At 74.7% G+C, this 18,837-nt stretch carries 18 protein-coding genes; 12 read left to right on the top strand and 6 right to left on the bottom strand.

What is annotated here, in order from left to right:
- Positions 1 to 65 precede the first annotated feature (65 nt).
- From ACQP60_RS02300 to ACQP60_RS02285, 4 genes are read left to right on the top strand one after another with little or no spacing between them, the layout of a single operon-like run.
- Positions 66 to 1,673 (top strand): acyl-CoA carboxylase subunit beta, encoded by a 1,608-nt coding sequence (locus tag ACQP60_RS02300; protein ID WP_429728212.1) that lies wholly within the window; start codon positions 66 to 68, stop codon positions 1,671 to 1,673.
- A 41-nt stretch (positions 1,674 to 1,714) separates the two neighbouring features.
- Complete coding sequence (locus ACQP60_RS02295) at positions 1,715 to 2,314, top strand: hypothetical protein (protein WP_429728211.1); 600 nt, start codon at positions 1,715 to 1,717, stop codon at positions 2,312 to 2,314.
- Positions 2,311 to 2,559 (top strand): acyl-CoA carboxylase epsilon subunit, encoded by a 249-nt coding sequence (locus tag ACQP60_RS02290; protein ID WP_429728210.1) that lies wholly within the window; start codon positions 2,311 to 2,313, stop codon positions 2,557 to 2,559. Before ACQP60_RS02295 ends, ACQP60_RS02290 begins: the two co-directional genes overlap by 4 nt.
- Entirely contained in the window at positions 2,556 to 3,128 is a 573-nt protein-coding gene (locus ACQP60_RS02285) for a hypothetical protein (RefSeq protein WP_429728209.1), read from the top strand. The genes ACQP60_RS02290 and ACQP60_RS02285 overlap by 4 nt, the downstream gene beginning before the upstream one ends.
- A gap of 4 nt (positions 3,129 to 3,132) precedes the next feature.
- On the opposite strand, the gene ACQP60_RS02280 is transcribed toward ACQP60_RS02285, so the two are convergent.
- The gene (locus ACQP60_RS02280) at positions 3,133 to 4,320 is read right to left on the bottom strand and encodes a glycerate kinase (protein WP_429728208.1); all 1,188 of its coding nucleotides are present in this window, start codon (positions 4,318 to 4,320) and stop codon (positions 3,133 to 3,135) included.
- A gap of 141 nt (positions 4,321 to 4,461) precedes the next feature.
- On the opposite strand from ACQP60_RS02280, the gene ACQP60_RS02275 reads away from it, so the two are divergent.
- The 5 genes from ACQP60_RS02275 to ACQP60_RS02255 all read left to right on the top strand — a co-directional run bounded on the left by ACQP60_RS02275 (position 4,462) and on the right by ACQP60_RS02255 (position 10,108).
- Positions 4,462 to 4,686 (top strand): DUF6458 family protein, encoded by a 225-nt coding sequence (locus ACQP60_RS02275; RefSeq protein ID WP_429728207.1) that lies wholly within the window; start codon positions 4,462 to 4,464, stop codon positions 4,684 to 4,686.
- A 46-nt stretch (positions 4,687 to 4,732) separates the two neighbouring features.
- Complete coding sequence (locus ACQP60_RS02270; protein ID WP_429728206.1) at positions 4,733 to 6,478, top strand: DUF885 domain-containing protein; 1,746 nt, start codon at positions 4,733 to 4,735, stop codon at positions 6,476 to 6,478.
- A 27-nt stretch (positions 6,479 to 6,505) separates the two neighbouring features.
- Positions 6,506 to 7,432, top strand: coding sequence for an AEC family transporter (locus ACQP60_RS02265; RefSeq protein ID WP_429728205.1), 927 nt, complete (start codon positions 6,506 to 6,508; stop codon positions 7,430 to 7,432).
- Between the two features lie 17 nt (positions 7,433 to 7,449).
- On the top strand, positions 7,450 to 8,139 hold the full coding sequence (locus tag ACQP60_RS02260; protein WP_429728204.1) for a Maf family protein: 690 nt from the start codon (positions 7,450 to 7,452) through the stop codon (positions 8,137 to 8,139).
- Between the two features lie 175 nt (positions 8,140 to 8,314).
- A complete protein-coding gene (locus tag ACQP60_RS02255) occupies positions 8,315 to 10,108 on the top strand; it encodes an acetyl/propionyl/methylcrotonyl-CoA carboxylase subunit alpha (protein WP_429728203.1) in 1,794 nt (597 codons plus the stop codon).
- Here ACQP60_RS02255 and ACQP60_RS02250 read toward each other — a convergent pair.
- The 3 genes from ACQP60_RS02250 to ACQP60_RS02240 form a co-directional block, all read right to left on the bottom strand.
- On the bottom strand, positions 10,105 to 12,012 hold the full coding sequence (locus tag ACQP60_RS02250) for a heavy metal translocating P-type ATPase (protein WP_429728202.1): 1,908 nt from the start codon (positions 12,010 to 12,012) through the stop codon (positions 10,105 to 10,107). The genes ACQP60_RS02255 and ACQP60_RS02250 overlap by 4 nt on opposite strands.
- A 64-nt stretch (positions 12,013 to 12,076) precedes the next feature.
- On the bottom strand, positions 12,077 to 12,640 hold the full coding sequence (locus tag ACQP60_RS02245) for a GNAT family N-acetyltransferase (protein WP_429728201.1): 564 nt from the start codon (positions 12,638 to 12,640) through the stop codon (positions 12,077 to 12,079).
- A gap of 206 nt (positions 12,641 to 12,846) precedes the next feature.
- Entirely contained in the window at positions 12,847 to 13,209 is a 363-nt protein-coding gene (locus ACQP60_RS02240) for a hypothetical protein (RefSeq protein ID WP_429728813.1), read from the bottom strand.
- Positions 13,210 to 13,295: 86 nt separating this feature from the next.
- Between ACQP60_RS02240 and ACQP60_RS02235 the strand changes: the two genes are divergently transcribed.
- Positions 13,296 to 14,462 (top strand): HNH endonuclease signature motif containing protein, encoded by a 1,167-nt coding sequence (locus tag ACQP60_RS02235; RefSeq protein WP_429728782.1) that lies wholly within the window; start codon positions 13,296 to 13,298, stop codon positions 14,460 to 14,462.
- Positions 14,463 to 14,481: 19 nt separating this feature from the next.
- Here ACQP60_RS02235 and ACQP60_RS02230 read toward each other — a convergent pair whose 3' ends face one another.
- Positions 14,482 to 15,858, bottom strand: a complete 1,377-nt coding sequence (locus ACQP60_RS02230) for an MFS transporter (protein ID WP_429728200.1) — start codon at positions 15,856 to 15,858, stop codon at positions 14,482 to 14,484.
- 29 nt (positions 15,859 to 15,887) lie between these two features.
- Here ACQP60_RS02230 and ACQP60_RS02225 point away from each other — a divergent pair, with 29 nt between their 5' ends.
- Positions 15,888 to 16,415: an NUDIX domain-containing protein gene (locus ACQP60_RS02225; RefSeq protein ID WP_429728199.1), complete on the top strand. Its 528-nt coding sequence runs from the start codon at positions 15,888 to 15,890 to the stop codon at positions 16,413 to 16,415.
- Here ACQP60_RS02225 and ACQP60_RS02220 read toward each other — a convergent pair.
- Entirely contained in the window at positions 16,405 to 17,847 is a 1,443-nt protein-coding gene (locus ACQP60_RS02220) for an NAD(P)H-quinone dehydrogenase (protein WP_429728780.1), read from the bottom strand. The two genes, ACQP60_RS02225 and ACQP60_RS02220, sit on opposite strands and share 11 nt — an antisense overlap.
- A 134-nt stretch (positions 17,848 to 17,981) precedes the next feature.
- Between ACQP60_RS02220 and ACQP60_RS02215 the strand changes: the two genes are divergently transcribed.
- On the top strand, positions 17,982 to 18,833 hold the full coding sequence (locus ACQP60_RS02215) for a purine-nucleoside phosphorylase (protein WP_429728198.1): 852 nt from the start codon (positions 17,982 to 17,984) through the stop codon (positions 18,831 to 18,833).
- The last annotated feature ends 4 nt before the right edge of the window (positions 18,834 to 18,837 follow it).

Here is an 18,837-nt window from a genome sequence, read left to right as displayed (position 1 = left end):
AATCCGGGCGGGCCGCAGCCTGTCGCGCATCGATGCGTGGCAACCCACCAACTAGGGTCGGTCGGGTGAACGACGCCACCACTGCAGCCCCGGAGCCCTCCGGCACCGCCGCCAAGCTCGCCGACCTGGAGCGCCGACGGGCCGAGGCCGTGACCGACGCCGAGGAGAAGGCGAAGGTCCGGCAGCACCCGCGCGGCAAGAAGACGGCCCGCGAGCGCATCGAGGCGCTGCTGGACGAGGGCAGCTTCGTCGAGCTGGACGCGCTCGCCATGCACCGCAGCCGCAACTTCGGCCTCGACAAGCGCCGCATCGCGGGCGACGGCGTCGTGACCGGTCACGGCACGATCGACGGCCGCCAGGTGTGCGTGTTCAGCCAGGACTTCACGGTCTTCGGCGGTTCGCTCGGCGAGGTGCACGGCGAGAAGATCGCCAAGGTGCAGGACCTCGCGCTGCGGACGGGCGTGCCGATCATCGGGATCTCGGACGGCGGCGGCGCGCGCATCCAGGAGGGCGTGGCCGCGCTGACGCAGTTCGCGGAGATGTTCCGGCGCAACGTCGCGGCGTCGGGCGTGATCCCGCAGATCTCGCTCATCCTGGGCCCGAGCGCCGGCGGCGCCGTGTACTCCCCCGCCCTGACCGACTTCATCGTCATGGCGGACGGCACGTCCAACATGTTCATCACCGGCCCGGACGTGATCCGCACGGTGACGGGCGAGGACGTCGACTTCGAGACCCTGGGCGGCGGCCGCACGCACAACGCGACGTCCGGCGTGGCGCACTACCTGGGCGCGGACGAGGACGACGCGATCGACTACGTGCGCCACCTCATCGGCTACCTGCCGCAGAACAACCTGGGCGACGCGCCGTCGTTCCCGCCCGAGGACGAGACGCCGCTGGAGGTCACGGAGGACGACGAGGCGCTCGACGTCATCGTCCCCGACAGCGACAACCAGCCCTACGACATGCGCGCCGTCGTGGAGGCCGTCCTCGACCCGGAGTCGTTCCTCGAGGTGCAGCCGCTGTTCGCGCAGAACGTGCTCATCGGGTTCGGCCACGTGGAGGGGCAGTCGGTGGGCATCATCGCCAACCAGCCGCTGTCCATGGCCGGCACGCTCGACATCGACGCCGCCGAGAAGGCCGCGCGGTTCGTGCGCACCTGCGACGCGTTCAACCTGCCGGTGCTGACCTTCGTCGACGTCCCCGGCTTCCTGCCCGGCGTCGGCCAGGAGCACCAGGGCATCATCCGGCGCGGCGCCAAGCTCATCTACGCGTACGCCGAGGCCACCGTGCCGCTGGTCACCGTCATCACGCGCAAGGCGTACGGCGGCGCGTACATCGTCATGGGCTCCAAGCAGCTCGGGGCGGACGTCAACCTCGCCTGGCCGACGGCGCAGGTCGCGGTCATGGGCGCGTCCGGCGCGGTGAACATCCTGCAGCGTTCGGCGCTCAAGGAGGTCGCGGAGTCCGGCGGCGACGTCGAGGCGGAGCGGCAGCGCCTCACCGACGAGTACACCGAGGCGATCGTCAACCCGTGGGACGCGGCCGAGCGCGGCTACGTGGACGCCGTCATCCGTCCGTCCGAGACGCGGGTCCAGGTGGTGCGCGCGCTGCGGGCGCTGCGCACCAAGCGCGCGAGCCTGCCGCCGAAGAAGCACGGCAACATCCCGCTGTGACCCGACTCCCCCCGCAGGACGATCGGTAGGACAATCACCTGATGAGCCACGAGGACGCCACGCACGGACCGGCCCCGCTGGGGTCGGTCGACCCGGAGCCGATGCACCGCGCCGTCGACGCGCTGGCGGCCGCGCTGCACGAGTACGTGCAGACCGCGGTCGGGGTGCGCGCCGAGTTCGGCGCGTCGGAGGCGGACGAGGACCCGCGGGTGCTCGCGCTGGAGAACCGGGTGGGGCAGCTCAACGCCGCCGTCTTCGACGCGCTCCACGACGGCCTGGGCATGCACCCCGACCTCACCAGCTCGGTCTGGGAGGGCGACGACGAGGAGGACGAGCACACCCACGACGCCCCGGAGGGCGCCGTGCCGGCCGAGGTGTTCTACCTGGGCTTCGTCGTGGCCGACCCCGCGCCCGGCGCGCCCGGCACGTTGGACGGCGTCGTCGAGCTCCTGGACGAGGCCGGCGGCGACGTCGCGCAGCGCCTGTTCGACGGCGGCTACGAGGTCGCGGAGTGGGCGACGTCGCGGGGCGCCGCGGTGGAGTTCGGCGACGACGACCTGGACGACGAGCTGGACGACGGGCTCGACGACGGGCTGATGGACGAGGACGACGGCGACGACCCGCTGGGGGGTGCGCGATGAGCGGAGCGAACAGCGTGCGTGTGGTGCGCGGGCGGCCCGACGACGTCGAGGTCGCCGCCCTGGTGGCGGGGCTCGCGGCGGTCGCGTCGGCGAGCGGCCTGCCCGACGACGAGGCCCCGGTCGAGGAGTGGACCAACCGCGCCCGCACGGTGCGCGGCAACGGCGCGGGCGTGACGGCGAAGAGCTTCGGCGGTCGCTGGGGGCGCCACAACGCCGACGCGTGGCGCTGGAGCCTGCACTCGTGAGCGTCGTCTGGCAGCAGGTCGAGGGCCCCGACGACGTCGACACCCCGCTGGCGGAGCTGCCCGCTCCCCCGCGACCGGGCTGGCTGCGGCGGTGGCTGTGGGCGCCCGCCCTGGTGGTGACCGCGGCCCTCTACGTGCTGCGGCGCACCATCGAGAACCCGTCCGGTGAGCTCGAGCTCTGGCTGTTCATGGGCATGCTCGCCGGCCTCATGGTCACCGCCGTCGCCGCCCTGGTCCGCTACCGGGACGACCAGCGCCAGGCCACCGAGGGGCGGGACGCCGCAGCGTTCGGCGCGGACGCCCGGTCGGCCACGGGGTCGGTCTCGGTGAACGAGCGCCGCACGAGCTCCGGCCTCCTGCTCAGCGGCGTCGTGTCCTACCCGACGGACGACGGCACCGCCGACCGTCCCTTCTCGTACCTGCTGCGCCGGGACGACGAGGAACGACTGCCGTCGCCGCGCGACGGCGACCCGGTCGCGGTCTGGTGGGCGCCGGGCACCGAGACCGTGGTCGTGCGCTACCACCGCGACTGGGCCGACGCCGTCCGTCGTCGCACCGGCCGGCGCTGACGCGTCACCGCGACGCGCGCCCCGCGGCGAACAGCCGGCACGCGTGCGCCGCGGTGCGCTCCAGCTCGACGACGGCGTCGCGGGAGAGCTCGGCGAGCGTGCGCGGCCCCGGGGCGAGGGAGAACGCCGCCGCGATCCCGGCGTCCGCGACCTGCGCGGGCGTGAGCTCCACGCCGCCCGCGACGACCACGACCGCCGCGCGCCCGGCGACCAGCCGCACCACGGTGTCCACGACCTTCCCGTGCAGGGACTGCTCGTCCAGCCGGCCCTCCCCGGTGAGCACGAGGTCGGCGCCCTCGAGGGCGCCCGCGAGCCCCACCGCCTCGGCGACGAGCTCGCCGCCGGGGACCAGCTCCGCGCCGAGCGCGGCGGACAGCCCCACCGGCAGCCCGCCGGACGCCCCGGCGCCGGGCAGGTCGCGCGCGTCGTGGCTGGTCGCGGCGGCCAGGGCGTCGGCGAGGTGCGCGAGCCCGTCGTCGAGCACCTCGACGTCCTCCGGCGACGCGCCCTTCTGCGGCCCGAAGACGGCGGCCGCGCCGCGCGGCCCGAGCAGCGGGTTGTCGACGTCGCACGCGATGCGCCACCGCAGCGCGCGGGCGCGCGGGTCGAGGCCGTCCAGGTCGATCCGGGACAGCGACCGCAGCCCGCCGCCGCCGGGCGCCACCGCCGCGCCGTCCGCGTCGAGGAACCGGGCGCCGAGGCCGGCCAGGAGCCCCGCCCCGCCGTCGGTCGAGGCCGACCCGCCGACGAACAGCACGACCTCCTCGGCGTCCGGGGCGGCGTCGAGCGCGGCGAGCACCACGGTGCCGACGCCGTGGCTGGTCGCGTCGAGCGGGCGCAGCGGGACGTCCGACACCTTCGGCAGGCCGTACGCCTCGGCGGCCTCGACCGCGAGCGTGCGGCCGTCGGGCGAGATGCCGAAGCGCGCCGTGGTCGGCCGGCCCAGCGCGTCGGTCGTGGCGCAGGTGCGCGGCTCCTGGCCCCACGCGCCGAGGATCGCGTCCAGGGTGCCCTCGCCGCCGTCGGCGAACGGCACGGCGCGCACGTCGGCGCCGTCGCCCAGGGCGGCGCGGGCCCCGGCGGCGAGCGCCGCGGACACCTCGGTGGCGGTCGCGCTGCCCTTGAACGAGTCGGGCGCGACCACGACGCGCAGGGGCCGGGGGCCGGGGGTGTTCTTCACGTCCTCGTGCACGAGGCCCGAGGCTAGCCGAGCCCGCGCGCCGGAGCGTGCTCGTCTCGGGGGTCCTCGATGCTCGCGCGAGCATCGACGTCCCCCGCGAGGATCGAGGGGCGGGCGTCCGACGCCCGGACACCACGGAACGGAGGCAGGCTCATGGGTATCGGAACGGGCATCTTCCTCATCGTCGTCGGCGCCGTCCTCGCGTTCGCCATCGCGCCGGACACCTGGGAGGTCGTCAACCTGAACATCGTGGGCTACATCTGCATCGGCGCCGGGCTGCTCGCGCTGATCCTGGGACTCGTGCAGAACCGGCAGCGGGCGCACACCAGCCACACCGTCGAGCGGTACGACGACCGCCGCCAGCCCCCGCCGGCCTGAGCGGACCGGAGCCGGGCACGCGTCCGGGCGGGGCTAGGCTTCGCGTGTGACTCAGCACACCGTCCCGGCCGCCCCTCGAACCCCCTCGGCGGTCGACGCCGTCGCAGACGCCTACGTCGCCCGGTCCGCCGAGCTCGACCCGCTGCTCGCCACCGCGATCGGGCTGCCGGGTCAGGACCATCGCATGACCGACCTGTCCCCCGCCGGGCACGAGGCGCGCGCCGAGTCGGACCGCGCCGTCCTGCGCGAGCTGGACGCGGCGGAGCGCGACGGCGGCCCGCTCGACGACGTCGACCGGGTCACCCTGGCCGCGATGCGCGAGCGGGTGGGCCTGGCGCTGGAGCTGCACGACGCGGGCGAGCCGCTGGCGAGCCTCAACAACATCGAGTCGCCGGTGCAGCAGCTGCGCGACGTCTTCGACCTCATGCCCACCGGCTCGGTCGAGGCCTGGGAGAACGTCGCGGCCCGCCTCGACGCGGTGCCCGACGCGATCGACGGCTACGTCGCGTCGCTCACCGAGGCGGCCCGCCGCGGGCAGGTCGCGGCGATCCGGCAGGTGCGCGAGGGCGTGTCCCAGTCGCGCGAGCTCGCCGGCCTCGACGGGCACACGTCGTTCTTCGACGGCCTCGTGCGGGGCGACGACGCCGCCGCCGTCCTGGACGAGTCGGGCGCGTGCAGCCTCGTGCGCGCCGAGCTCGAGCGCGGCGCGACCGCCGCCCGCGACGCCTACGCCCGCCTCGCGGAGTTCCTCGAGCGCGACCTGGCGCCGCAGGCGCCGGAGCGCGACGCCGTCGGCCGCGACCGGTACGCGCGCTTCTCCCGCGAGTTCCTGGGCGCCGAGGTGGACCTCGACGAGACGTACGAGTGGGGCCTGGACGAGCTGGCCCGCATCGTGGCCGAGCAGGAGGCCGTGGCCCGGCAGATCGCGGGGCCGGGCGCGAGCGTCGAGGACGCCGTCGCCGCGCTGGACGAGGACCCGGCCCGCACCCTGCACGGCACGGATGCGCTGCGCCGCTGGATGCAGGAGACCGCGGACGCCGCGATCGAGGACCTCGCCGGCACGCACTTCGACATCGAGGGCCCGGTGCGCACCATCGAGTGCCGCATCGCCCCGACCCAGACCGGCGGCATCTACTACACGCCCCCGAGCGACGACTTCTCCCGGCCGGGGCGCATGTGGTGGTCGGTGCCCGCCGACGTCACGGAGTTCAACACCTGGCGCGAGAAGACGACCGTCTACCACGAGGGCGTGCCGGGCCACCACCTGCAGTGCGCGGCCGCCGTCGTCGCGCGCGACACGCTGAACTCGTGGCGCCGCCTCATGTGCTGGGTCTCCGGGCACGGCGAGGGGTGGGCCCTGTACGCCGAGCGGCTCATGGCCGACCTCGGCCATCTCGACGACCCGGGCGACCGGTTCGGCATGCTCGACGCGCAGCGCATGCGCGCCGCCCGCGTGGTGCTCGACATCGGCGTGCACCTCGGCAAGCCCGCCCCGGAGCGGTGGGGCGGGGGCGTGTGGGACGCCGAGAAGGCGTGGCCGTTCCTCAAGTCCAACGTCAACATGCCGGAGTCGTTCGTGCGGTTCGAGCTCAACCGCTACCTGGGCTGGCCCGGGCAGGCGCCGTCGTACAAGGTGGGCCAGCGGCTGTGGGAGCAGGCGCGCGACGACGCCCGGACGGCGGCGCAGGCGCGCGGCGAGGAGTTCGACCTGCGGGCGTTCCACGCCCGGGCGCTCAGCCTCGGCTCGGTGGGCCTGGACGTGCTGACCGGCGCCCTGCGCGACGCCCGCTGACGCGGCGCGCCGCGCACCGGGTCCCGCATGGAAGGCATCCTCACCGGCTTCGCGATCATCGGCGTGGTCATCGCCGTCGGGTACGTCGCGGCGCGCCTGCGCCTCGGCGGGCCCGACGCCCGGACCGCGCTCAACCGCATCGGCTTCTTCGTCGCGAGCCCCGCGCTGCTGTTCACGGTCATCGCGGGCGCCGACGTCGGCGAGCTGTTCCAGGCGCCGCTGCTGGTGCAGGCGATCTCCGCGGTGGCCGTGGCGGCGGTGTTCGTCGTGGTCAACCTGCTGTGGCTGCGCCGCCCCGCCACGGAGGCGACGATCGGTGCCGTCTCGGCCGGGTACGTGAACGCCAACAACATCGGCCTTCCGGTGGCCGTCTACGTGCTGGGCGACCCCGCCGCCGTCGTCCCGGTGATCCTGCTGCAGCTGCTGATCCTCGCGCCCGTGACGCTGCTGGTGCTGGACGCGCAGACCTCGGGGCGGGTGTCGGTGCGGTTCGTGCTGGCCCAGCCGGTGCGCAACCCGATCATCCTCGGCTCGCTGGCGGGCGCCGTCGTGTCGCTGACCGGGTGGAGCGTCCCGGCGCCCGTGCTCGCGCCGCTGGAGATCCTCGGCGGGGCGGCCGTGCCGATGATCCTGCTCGCCTTCGGGATGTCGCTGCACGGGTCGCGGCCGTTCCAGCAGCCCGGCGGGCGGACGGCCGTGGTGGTCGCGTCCGTGCTCAAGGCGGCGGTCATGCCGGCGGTCGCGTTCGTCCTCGCCCGGTTCGCGTTCGGGCTGGACCCCGCCCAGGTGGCGACGGCGGTGACCCTCGCCGCGCTGCCCGTCGCGCAGAACGTGTACAACTACGCGGCGCGGTTCCGTACCGGCGAGCTGCTCGCGCGCGACACCATCCTCGTCACGACCGTCGCGTCGCCCGTCGTCCTGCTGGTCTCGTCGCTGCTGCTGCACACCGGCTGACTGGTTAGGGTGCGCAGGTGCCTGCCTCCACCGCGCCCGTCCGCCTCGTCCTCGCCTCGCAGTCCCCCGCCCGACTGGCCACCCTCGCCGCGGCCGGCGTCACGCCCAGGGTCGTCGTCTCCGACGTTGACGAGCCCGCCGTGCTCGACGCCGCGCGCGCCGGGTTCGGCGGCGATCTCGAGCCCGCCGACGCCGTCCTCGTGCTCGCCCAGGCCAAGGCGGAGGACGTGAGCGCCCGCCTGGAGGCCGGCGCGGACGACGACGCGGACGACGACGGGTCCGCCCTCGTGCTCGGCTGCGACTCGATGCTCGAGCTGGACGGGGAGGTCCTCGGCAAGCCCACCGATGCCGACGACGCCCGCCGTCGCTGGCGCGCGATGCGCGGCCGCGCGGCCGTGCTGCACACGGGGCACTGGCTCGTGGACCTCCGCGACGCCGACGACGGCGGCACGGGCGGCACGCTCGGCGCGACGTCGTCCACCACCGTGCACTTCGCCGACCTCGACGACGAGGAGATCGACGCCTACGTCGCGACCGGTGAGCCGCTGCACGTCGCGGGCGCCTTCACGATCGACGGGCTCGGCGGCCCGTACGTGGACCGGATCGAGGGCGACCACCACGGCGTCGTCGGGCTGAGCCTGCCGCTGCTGCGGGAGCTGCTGGGCGAGCTGGACATCCCCTGGCGGTCGCTCCGCGACCCGCGCTGAGCCCCCCGGCTCCCTGTCGAAACCACCAACGGCGGACCCGCCGGACACCGCCTACCGCCCGGGTCCATGTGGGATCCCTCCAAACGGCCCGGATCGACGTTGGTACCCGGCACAGACTTCGGCGCGGGCGTCCCGCGGGTGCCGGAGGACGGCGGCGCACGCGTTACCGTGAGCCGTGCCCACCATCAGCAAGGTCCTCGTCGCGAACCGCGGCGAGATCGCCGTCCGCATCGCCCGTGCCTGCACCGACGCCGGTATCGCCTCCGTCGCCGTCTACGCCGACTCCGACCGGGACGCGCTGCACGTGCGGCTCGCCGACGAGGCGTTCGCGCTGCAGGGCCAGCGCGCCGCCGACACCTACCTCGACGTCGAGAAGCTGCTCGACGTCGCGCGCCGCTCCGGCGCGGACGCGGTGCACCCGGGCTACGGGTTCCTGTCGGAGAACGCCCAGTTCGCCCAGGCCGTCATCGACGCCGGGCTGGTCTGGATCGGCCCGCCGCCCGCCGCCATCGAGTCCCTCGGCGACAAGGTCAGCGCGCGGCACATCGCGCAGGCCGCCGGCGCCCCGCTGGTGCCCGGCACCGCCGACCCGGTCCAGGGCGCGGACGAGGTGCACGCCTTCGCGGCCGAGCACGGGCTGCCCATCGCCATCAAGGCGGCGTTCGGCGGCGGCGGCCGCGGCCTCAAGGTCGCCCGCACGGCCGACGAGATCGACGAGCTGTACGAGTCCGCCGTGCGCGAGGCTGTCGCCGCGTTCGGCCGCGGCGAGTGCTTCGTGGAGCGCTACCTCGACCGGCCGCGCCACGTCGAGACCCAGTGCCTGGCCGACTCCCACGGCAACGTCGTCGTGGTCTCCACCCGCGACTGCTCGCTGCAGCGCCGCCACCAGAAGCTCGTCGAGGAGGCGCCCGCGCCCTTCCTCACGCCGGAGCAGGAGGCCGAGCTCGACCGTGCGTCGCGCGCCATCCTCGCCGAGGCCGGCTACGTGGGCGCCGGCACCTGCGAGTTCCTCGTCGGCACCGACGGCACGCTGTCGTTCCTCGAGGTCAACACGCGCCTGCAGGTGGAGCACCCGGTGACGGAGGAGGTCACCGGCATCGACCTGGTCCGCGAGCAGCTGCGCATCGCCGCCGGCGAGCCGCTGGGCTACGACTCCACCACCGTGCGCGGCCACTCGTTCGAGTTCCGCATCAACGGCGAGGACCCGGCCGCGGGCTTCCTGCCCTCCCCCGGCACCGTCACGACGCTGCGCTGGCCGTCCGGCCCCGGCGTGCGCGTCGACACGGGCGTCGTCGAGGGCGACACCATCTCGGGCGCCTTCGACTCGATGATCGCCAAGCTCGTCGTCACCGGCGCCACCCGCGAGCAGGCGGCCCAGCGCGCCCGCCGCGCGCTGCGCGAGCTCGAGGTCGCGGGCATCCCCACCGTGGTGCCGTTCCACCGCGCGGTGATGGAGGCGGAGGACTTCGTCCCCGCCGGCACCGGCGAGCCGTTCCGCGTGCACACCCGCTGGATCGAGACCGACTTCGCGGACGAGCTCGGCAAGCTCGCCCCGGCGGCTCCGGCCCCGGCGCCCGACGCCGAGGAGCCCGCCGAGGAGCTCGCCGAGCGCGTGGTCGTCGAGGTCGGCGGCCGCCGCCTCGAGGTCGTGCTCCCCGCCGGGCTCGGCGTGGCCGCCGGTCGTGCGCGCCGCGCGAACGCCGCGCGCCGTCCCACCCGCCGCGGCAACGGGCGCACGTCCTCCGCGGCGAGCGGAGCGTCCCTCGCGTCGCCCATGCAGGGCACCATCGTCAAGGTGGCCGTCGAGGACGGCGCCCAGGTGGCCGAGGGCGACCTCGTCGTCGTGCTCGAGGCGATGAAGATGGAGCAGCCGCTGCTGGCGCACAAGGCCGGCACCGTGCGGTCGTTGTCCGCGGCCCCGGGCGACGGCGTCACCGCCGGCGCCGTCATCTGCGAGATCGTCGACTAGCCCCGCTCCGCGCGCGCCGAGGCGACGTCCAGCGGCGCGCGGGCGTCGTCCCACGCGGGGGCCGCCCCCGCGCGCGCGTCGGCGCGACCGCCGATGGCGCGCAGCGCCGCGAGGATCGCCACGAGGTCCACGACCTCCTGCAGCACGGCGCCCACCGTCGCCGGGATGACGCCGAACGCGGCCACCGACATGAGGCCGACGCTCACGGCGATGCCGATCCAGATCGACTGCAGGGCGATGCGCACGGTGTCGTGGCCGATCCGCACGGCCTTCGCGACCCGGGACAGGTCGTCCACGAGCACCACGACGTCGGCCGACTCGCTCGCCGCCGTCGTGCCCTTCGCCCCGAGGGCGATGCCGACGTCCGCCGCCGCCAGCACGGGCGCGTCGTTGACGCCGTCGCCGACCATCACCACCGGCCGCTCGGCGATCTCCTGCACCTCCTGCACCTTGTCGGCCGGCAGGCACCCCGCGCGCACCCGGTCGATGCCCAGCTCGCCGGCGATGTGCCGCGCCGTCGGCTCCGCGTCCCCCGTGAGCATGCGCACCTCGCGCACGCCGAGCCCGTGCAGCGCCGCGAGCGTCGCCGCGGCCTCCGGCCGCACCTCGTCGCGAGCGAGGACCGACCCCGCGAAGCGCCCGTCGACGGCCACGTAGACGGCGAGCTGGCTCGGCGCGATCGGCGCCGCCGTCGCCTCGGGGGCGAGGCCCTGCACGAAGGCGAGCTTGCCGACCGCCACGCGCCGGCCGGCGATCGTCGCCACGACGCCGTTGGTCGCCTCCTCCCGCGCGTCCGCGGCCTCGTCCGGCTCCAGCCCGCGCGCCTTCGCGGCCCGGATCATCGCGCTCGCGAGGACGTGCGAGGAGTACTGCTCGGCGGACGCGACGAGCTGCAGCAGGCCGTCCGCGTCGAACCCGGCCTCGGGCCGTACCTCGTCCACCTCGGGGGTGCCGCGCGTGAGCGTGCCCGTCTTGTCGAACACCGCCGTCCGCACGCGCGCGAGCTGCTCGAGCACGCCGCCGCCCTTGACGATGATGCCGTTGCGCGACGCGCGGCTCATGCCGCCGAGGAAGGCGACGGGAGCCGCGATCAGCAGCGGGCAGGGCGTCGCGAGCACCAGGACCTCGGCGAACCGCACCGGGTCGCCGGACACCGCCCAGGCCACCGCGCCGAGCGCGAGCGAGAACGCGGTGAACGGCACCGCGTACCGGTCCGCGAGGCGCACCACAGGGGCGCGGCTCGCGCTCGCCTCCGACACGAGCGCGACGATCCGCTGGTACTGGCTGTCGGCCGCGGCCGACGCCGCCCTGACCGTCACTGCCACCGGCCCGTTCACCGAGCCGCTCAGCAGCTCGTCGCCGGGGTGCTTGTCGACGGGCAGGCTCTCCCCGGTGAGGGAGGACTCGTCCATCGACGTCGACCCGCTCACCAGCACCGCGTCGACGGGGACGAGCTCGCTCGGGCGGACGAGCAGCTCGTCGCCCACCCGCACGTCGCCGACGGGGACGTCGACGATGTCGTCGCCCTCCACGCGGTGAGCGCGCTGCGGCGCGCGCGACAGCAGCGCGTCGAGCTCCCGCTTGGCGCGGTGGTTGGCGTAGTCCTCCAGGGCATCGCCGCCGGTGAGCATGAGCACGACGACGAGGGCGGCGACGTACTCGCCCACGACGACGGTCGCGACGATCGCGGTGATGGCGAGGACGTCGAGCCCGACGTTCCCGCGCAGCAGCTGCCGCACCATGCCCACGGCCTGCCAGACGGCGATCGCGATCGCGTAGACGCCGAACAACCACGACATCGCCGCGCCCGCGCCGCCGAGCCAGAGCCCGATCCCGGCCAGACCGACCACGATCGTCAGCGCGACGGCCCAGTACGTCCGCGCGAGGTCCTGCCAGCGCCTCATCCCGCCATCGTGCCCCGGCGCCACGCGGAGCGCGGCCCGAGCACGGGTCGCGTCGGTCACGTCGTCAGCGCACCGCTCCGCGGCCGCCGCCCGTCCCGGCACCGGGCGGCGCCAGCGGAGCGCGCAGGAGCAGGCCGACGCCGCCCTCGAACGTCACGCCCGCCAGCCGCGGGCCTCGTGCGACCTCCGCGAACCGCCAGGGCCGGTGCAGCGCGATCGAGGCGAGGTTCCGGGCGTTGACGACGAAGAATGCCTCCATCGCACGACCGGCCACCCATTCGAGGCGCGCCCGGGTGAGCGCGGTCGCGACGCCCCGACGGCGCAGGCGCGGGTCGACCGTCACGCCGGCCAGGTAGTGCCCCGCCGGCGCCGGGTCCGTCACGACCGTGCGGTGGGACGTCTGTGCCCAACCGACCACCTGCGATTCGATGCCGGCGAGGTCCGCCGTGGCGACCAGGACGCACCGTCGCTCGTCGTCGAGGGCACGGAGGTACGCGTCGGGGCGGACCGGACGACCCGCGCGCAGGCCGATGTCTGTCATCGCCTCGACGTCGTCTGCCAGCGCAGGACGGACCGTCACCGGCAGGCGTTCGCCCGTGGCCTCCGGCTCGTACACGGCGAACGACACCACGCCACCCTAGCCAGGCGCGGCGGCCCCGCTCCCGACTGCGGTTGTCCACAGATCCTCGCGAAGGTCTAGAACAGGTGTTCGAATCTCGCTAGGCTCGGGATATGACGACGACGCTCCCCGACCCCGTGTCCGGCACCGACGCCGGCACGAGGATGTCGGTGGATCTGCGCGCGGAGGCCGACCGGCTCGCGGCGATGCCCCGGTCATGGACCCCGTCGATCGGCGAGCTGCTCGAGGAAGAAGCACGACGACTCGACGCGACCCGCGGGCACGACACCAGCAGGCACGACACCGAGCCACCGCAGGCGTCGACGGAACGCCCGGCGCTGGCGGACCTGGACCGGGTGCTGGACGCACTCGCCGCCAACGACGCCGAGATCGCGACCCTGCACGCGCGCCGGGTAGTCCTCCTCGCACAGGCAGCCGCGTTGGCCGAAGCGCTCGAGTCCGACCTGCTCGATCCGGACGACCCCACCGCCCGGCGCGCCCCCTCCGCCCGCAGGCTCGAGCTCGCGCACCGCGCCGTGACCGCCGAGATCGCCACCACCCTCCACCTCGGGGAACACACCGCGGGAACTCTGACCGACCACGCCGTGACAATGACCAGCAAGGCTCCCGCCACCCTGCAGGCCCTGTCCGACGGCCGGCTGTCCTGGGCGCACGCCACCGCGATCACGAAGCACGTCGCCGGTCTGACCCCCGAAGCAGCCGCAGCCGTCGAACGGTCCGTGCTGACCACGATCCTCGACACCCGCCCCCACCCGGCACAGGGTCGGTCACATGCACTCCCGCACAGGTCGCCCGCCGGGCACGGCGCGCTCGCGAGACCGCCCATCCCGTCCCCGCCGACGTCCGACACGCCGAGGCCACAGCCCAGCGCGCGGTCTACCTCGACGAAGACCGAGACGGCATGGCCTGGCTGGTCGCCCACCTGCCCGCATCCCTCGCCCACGCCGCCTACGACCGCCTCACCCGCACCGCCCGACACCTGCGGACCGACAAGGCGACCGAGCACCCCGGAAACGGGCGCACCCTCGCCCAGGCCCGCGCCGACACGCTCGCCGCACTTCTCCTGGACGACGGCACCGTCGACCGCAGCGATCCCTCGAACGCCGAACCCGGCCAGCCCACGAACGAGCCAGGCAGGGCACCCGCCGACGCCGACGCGGACTCGGACTCGGACTCGGACGGTGACCTTGGCGCGGGCGAGCTGCAGCACGAGCAGAACCTCCTCGCCACCCTGGCCCGCTCCGTCCGCCCCCAGGTCACCATCACCGTCCCGGTCCTGACGCTCCTGGGTATCACCGACGCCCCCGCCACCATGAACGGCCACGTCCCCATCGACCCCGACACCGCCCGCCAGCTCACCGCCCTCGCGCCCTCGGTCCGACGGATCCTCACCGACCCGGAGACAGGCACCGTCCTGTCCGCCGGACGCACCACCTACACCGTCCCCGCCGACCTCACAGCCCTCGTCCGCGCACGGGACCGCACCTGCCGCTTCCCTGGCTGCACCCACCCCGCGACCCACGCCGACCTCGACCACACCCAGCCATGGGCCACCGGCGGCACCACCAGCGCCGCCAACCTGGCCGCACTGTGCCGGCAGCATCCCGTGATCAAGCACCAATCGACGTGGCGCGTCAGACAGATCGACACCACCGGGAACGACCACGAGCCCACAGACTGGGGCGGCACCCTCGAATGGACCTCCCCCACCGGCCGCCGACACATCACCGCGCCCGACCCCGTCGACACCACCGTCCACCGTGCGACACCCCGCGGCCCGGAGATCCCCGACCCCGGACCGCCGTTCTGAGGTCCCGCCGGGCCGGTCGTCAGGCGTCGACGGGCGCGTCGAAGACGGGCTCGGTCGGCGCCGGACGGGCGATGGCGGCGAGCGAGCGCCGTGCGGAGGGCGCGGCCAGCACGGCGGCGACGAAGGCGACGAGCAGCGCGCCGGCGACGACGAGCAGCACCTGCACGGAGTAGCGGTCGGCGAGCGGGCCGAAGACGACCATGCTCAGCGGCATGGCGACGGTCATCACGATGCCGACGAAGCCGAAGACGCGGCCCTGCATCTCGGGCTCCACGGTCTCCTGGAGGATGGCCATGCTGGGCGCGGACATCAGCGTGAACGTCGTGCCGACCCCCAGCCCCAGGACGAAGAAGACCCACATGTTCCCGGCCAGCCCGAGCCCGACGGTGAAGACGCCGGCGGCCAGCGTGCTGCCGACGATGAGCGCGACGCGGTTCGTCACGCGCGTCCCGACCACCGCCATCGCGAGCCCGCCGGCCAGCATGCCGGCCGCCCAGAACACCTCGTTGGTGGTGAGCTTCCAGACCTCGTCGCCGAAGGTGCGGGTGACCATGAGCGGCGTGAGGTAGGACGGCGCGCCGATGAGCACCATCGTGGTGGCGAAGATCGTCATGAGCCACTTCACGGCGCCGTGGCCGCGGATGTACCGGACGCCCGCGGCCAGGTCGCCGAAGTAGCTCGGCTTCTCCGGGGCCGACCCGCCCGGCGTGGTGGCGTCGTGCCGGACCAGTCGCGGCACGGTGACCAGCAGCAGCATCCCGATGCCGAGCACCGCGGTGACGACGTCGACGAAGAACACCGCGACGATGTCGAAGCTGGCGTAGATCGCGGCGGCGACCACGGGGGCGAGCAGCATCATCCCGGACTGGATGGACTGGTTGATCCCGTTGATGCGGATGAGCTGCGACGCCGGCACGATCTGCGGCACCATCGCGTTCACCGCGGGCGTCTGGATCCCCGCGAACGTAGAGCGGACCGCGAGCGCCACGTAGATCAGCCACAGGTCGTCGACGCCGGACAGCATGAGCAGCGCGAGCGCCAGCGTGATCGTCGCGATGGCGCTGTCCGCGCCGATGATCAGGAGCTTGCGGGAGTGCCGGTCCGCCCACACCCCGCCGAAGATCGACATGAAGGCCTGCGGGAGCATGCCGAACACGATGCTGAGCATGAGCACCGAGCCCGACTGCGTGACGATCGTCAGGTGCCACATCACGGCGAACTGCACGAGCATCGACCCGAGCAGCGAGACCGTCTGGCCGGTGAGGAAGATCGCGACGTTCCGCTTCCAGCCGGGCATCTCGCCCGTGCCCGCGTCCGTGTCAGGGTCCGTGTCCAGGTCCATGGTGGTGGGTGACGGTGCGGGGTCGGGGAACTCATCGGTGCCGTGCGCGCTCACCGTGTCATCGTCGCCTGTAGCCTGACCGCGTGCCCAGCCGATTTTCCCCGCGAGAGACCCTCCACCGGCACCCCGGGGACGGCTGGGTGGCCTGCGGCGACCACCGGCACTGGGGCCTCCACGGCGCGGCGGGTCTGCTGCTCGCGCGGCGAGCGCCGGGCGCCGCGGGGGCGCCCGGCCCGGTGACCGACGTGGTGCTGCAGCACCGGGCCGTCTGGTCGGACCAGGGCGGCACGTGGGGCGTGCCGGGCGGCGCGCTCGCGCCGGGCGAGACGCCCGTCGACGGCGCCCTGCGGGAGAGCTTCGAGGAGGCCGCCGTGGAGCCCCGGACGGTGCACGTGCTCGGCACGCACGTCCTCGACCACGGCCCGTGGGCCTACACGACGGTGCTGGCCGACGTCGTGCCGGGCGCGGACGTCACGCCCGCCGCGGCCGACCCGGAGAGCCTCGAGGTGCGGTGGGTGGCCGTCGGCGACGTCGAGTCCCTGCCGCTGCTGCCCGCGTTCGGGGCGGCGTGGCCGGTGCTGCGCGCCCGATTGGACGCCGTCAGGCGCTGAGGCCCTCGCCCGACTGCCCGTGCAGCACGCGCGCGGCCTCGGCGACCGACCCGGACAGCGACGGGTAGACGGTGAACGAGTCCGCGACGTCGTCCACGGTGAGGCGGTGCGCGACGGCGAGGGTGATGGGGAAGATCAGCTCGCTGGCCCGCGGGGCGACGACGACGCCGCCGAGGACGACGCCGGCGTCCGGGTGGGCGAACAGCTTCACGAAGCCGTCGCGCATGCCCAGCATCTTGGCGCGCGGGTTGCGCGCCAGCGGCAGAGTCGTCGTGACGTACCGGTAACCCCGCTCGCGGAGCTTCTCCTCGCTGAGGCCGACCGTGGCGATCTCCGGCGCGGTGAAGATGTTGGCGGCGACGCGGCCCGGCTTGAGCGGCGCGACGGCGTCCCCCAGGGCGTGCGACATCGCGATGCGGCCCTGCATGGCCGCGACGGACGCGAGCGGCAGCACGCCCGTGCAGTCGCCGGCGGCGTAGACGCCGGGCACGGAGGTGCGCGACACGCGGTCCACCTCGACGTGCCCACTCGCGGACAGGCGCACGCCCGCCTCCTCGAGGCCGATGCCCGCCGTGGAGGGCACCCCGCCGACCGCGATGAGCACGTGCGAGCCCTCGACCACGCGGCCGTCGACCAGGGTGACGGCGACCCCGTCCGCGGTGCGCACGGCGGACGCGGCGCGCGAACGGGACATGACGGTCATGCCACGGGCGCGGAAGACGCCCTCGAGCAGCTCGGCGGCGTCCATGTCCTCGCCCGGCAGCACCCGGTCGCGGGAGGAGACGAGCACGACCTGCGACCCGAGGGCCTGGTAGGCGCCCGCGAACTCCGCGCCGGTGACGCCCGACCCGACGACGATCAGCTTCTCCGGCAGCTCGTCGAGGCCGTACAGCTGCGTCCACGTGAGGATGCGCTCCCCGTCCGGGACGGCGGTGGGGAGCGTGCGCGGCGTGGCGCCGACCGCGACGAGCACCGTGTCGGCGTCGAGCGTCGTCGTCCCCTCTCCCGTGTCGACGACGACCCGCGACGGGCCGTCGAGCCGCCCCTCGCCGACGAGGATCTCGACGCCCTCGCGCTCGAGGCGGGCGTGGATGTCGCGCGACTGCGCGTCGGCGAGCGCGAGCACGCGGGCGTTCACGGCCTGGAGGTCGACCAGGTCACGGCGCTCGCCCGTCGGCGCCTCCCCGCGGACGCCGAGCTCCGGCCCCTGCTCGGCCGTGGTGAACCACTCGGCGGTGGCGATGAGGGTCTTGGACGGCACGACGTCGGTGAGCACGGCCGCGCCGCCGAGGCCGTGCCGCTCGACGACGGTGACGCGGGCGCCGAGCCGACGGGCCACGAGGGCGGCCTCGTAGCCGCCCGGGCCGCCGCCGACGACGACGACGTGCGGGGCGCGGGGGTCGGCCTCGGGGACGCCGGGGGTGGGGGCGATCGTCGAGGCCGGGGCGTCGGGAGCGGTGTCCGGGGAAGGGGTGTTCACGGAGGGCACGGGGGCCATTGTGTCAGGCCCCGGAGGCCCCGACGCCGGCGCGGCGGCGGGCCCCGGCCCGGACTACCCTCGGGACCATGAGCACCACGAGCCGCAGCGTCGGGGACCTCGACGACCCGACCACCGACCCGTTCGACGTCGCGCGTGCCGCGGCGGACCACATCGCCGAGGCCACGGGGGTGCCCGGTCACGACGTGGCGCTGGTGCTCGGCTCGGGCTGGGGTGGCGCCGCCGAGCTCGTCGGCGACGTCGTGGCCGAGATCCCGACCCACGAGATCCCGGGGTTCGCGAAGCCGTCGGTCGTCGGCCACGTCGCGACGACCCGCTCGATCCGGGTGGAGCGCCCGGACGGCGCGGTGCGGCACGCGCTCGTCATCGGCGGCCGCACGCACCTGTACGAGGGCAAGGGGGTGCGGCGCGTCGCGCACGGGGTGCGCACCGCCGCCGCCACGGGCTGCGAGTCGGTCGTGCTCACCAACGGCTGCGGCGGCCTGCACATCGCGTGGCGTCCCGGCCAGCCGGTGCTCATCCGCGACCATCTGAACCTCACGGCGGCGTCCCCGCTCGAGGGCGCGACGTTCGTCGACCTCACCGACCTCTACTCCGCGCGGCTGCGCAAGATCGCCCAGTCCGTCGACCCGGAGCTGCCCGAGGGCGTGTACGCGCAGTTCCGCGGGCCGCACTACGAGACGCCCGCCGAGGTGAAGATGGCCGGCCTGATGGGAGCGGACCTCGTCGGCATGTCGACCACGCTCGAGGCCATCGCCGCACGGCACGCCGGCATGGAGGTGCTCGGCATCTCCCTGGTGACCAACCTCGCCGCGGGCATCAGCCCGCAGCCGCTGTCGCACGAGGAGGTGCTGGAGGCCGGCCAGGCCGCCGGCCCGCGCATCAGCGAGCTCCTCGCCCGCATCGTCACCGCCCTGTGAGCAG

Origin of the sequence: Isoptericola variabilis (assembly GCF_050311655.1) — a bacterium.
GTDB lineage: Bacteria > Actinomycetota > Actinomycetes > Actinomycetales > Cellulomonadaceae > Isoptericola > Isoptericola variabilis.
The sequence above is the reverse complement of the archived record's forward strand: the minus strand, read 5'-3'. Positions and strand labels throughout refer to the sequence as shown.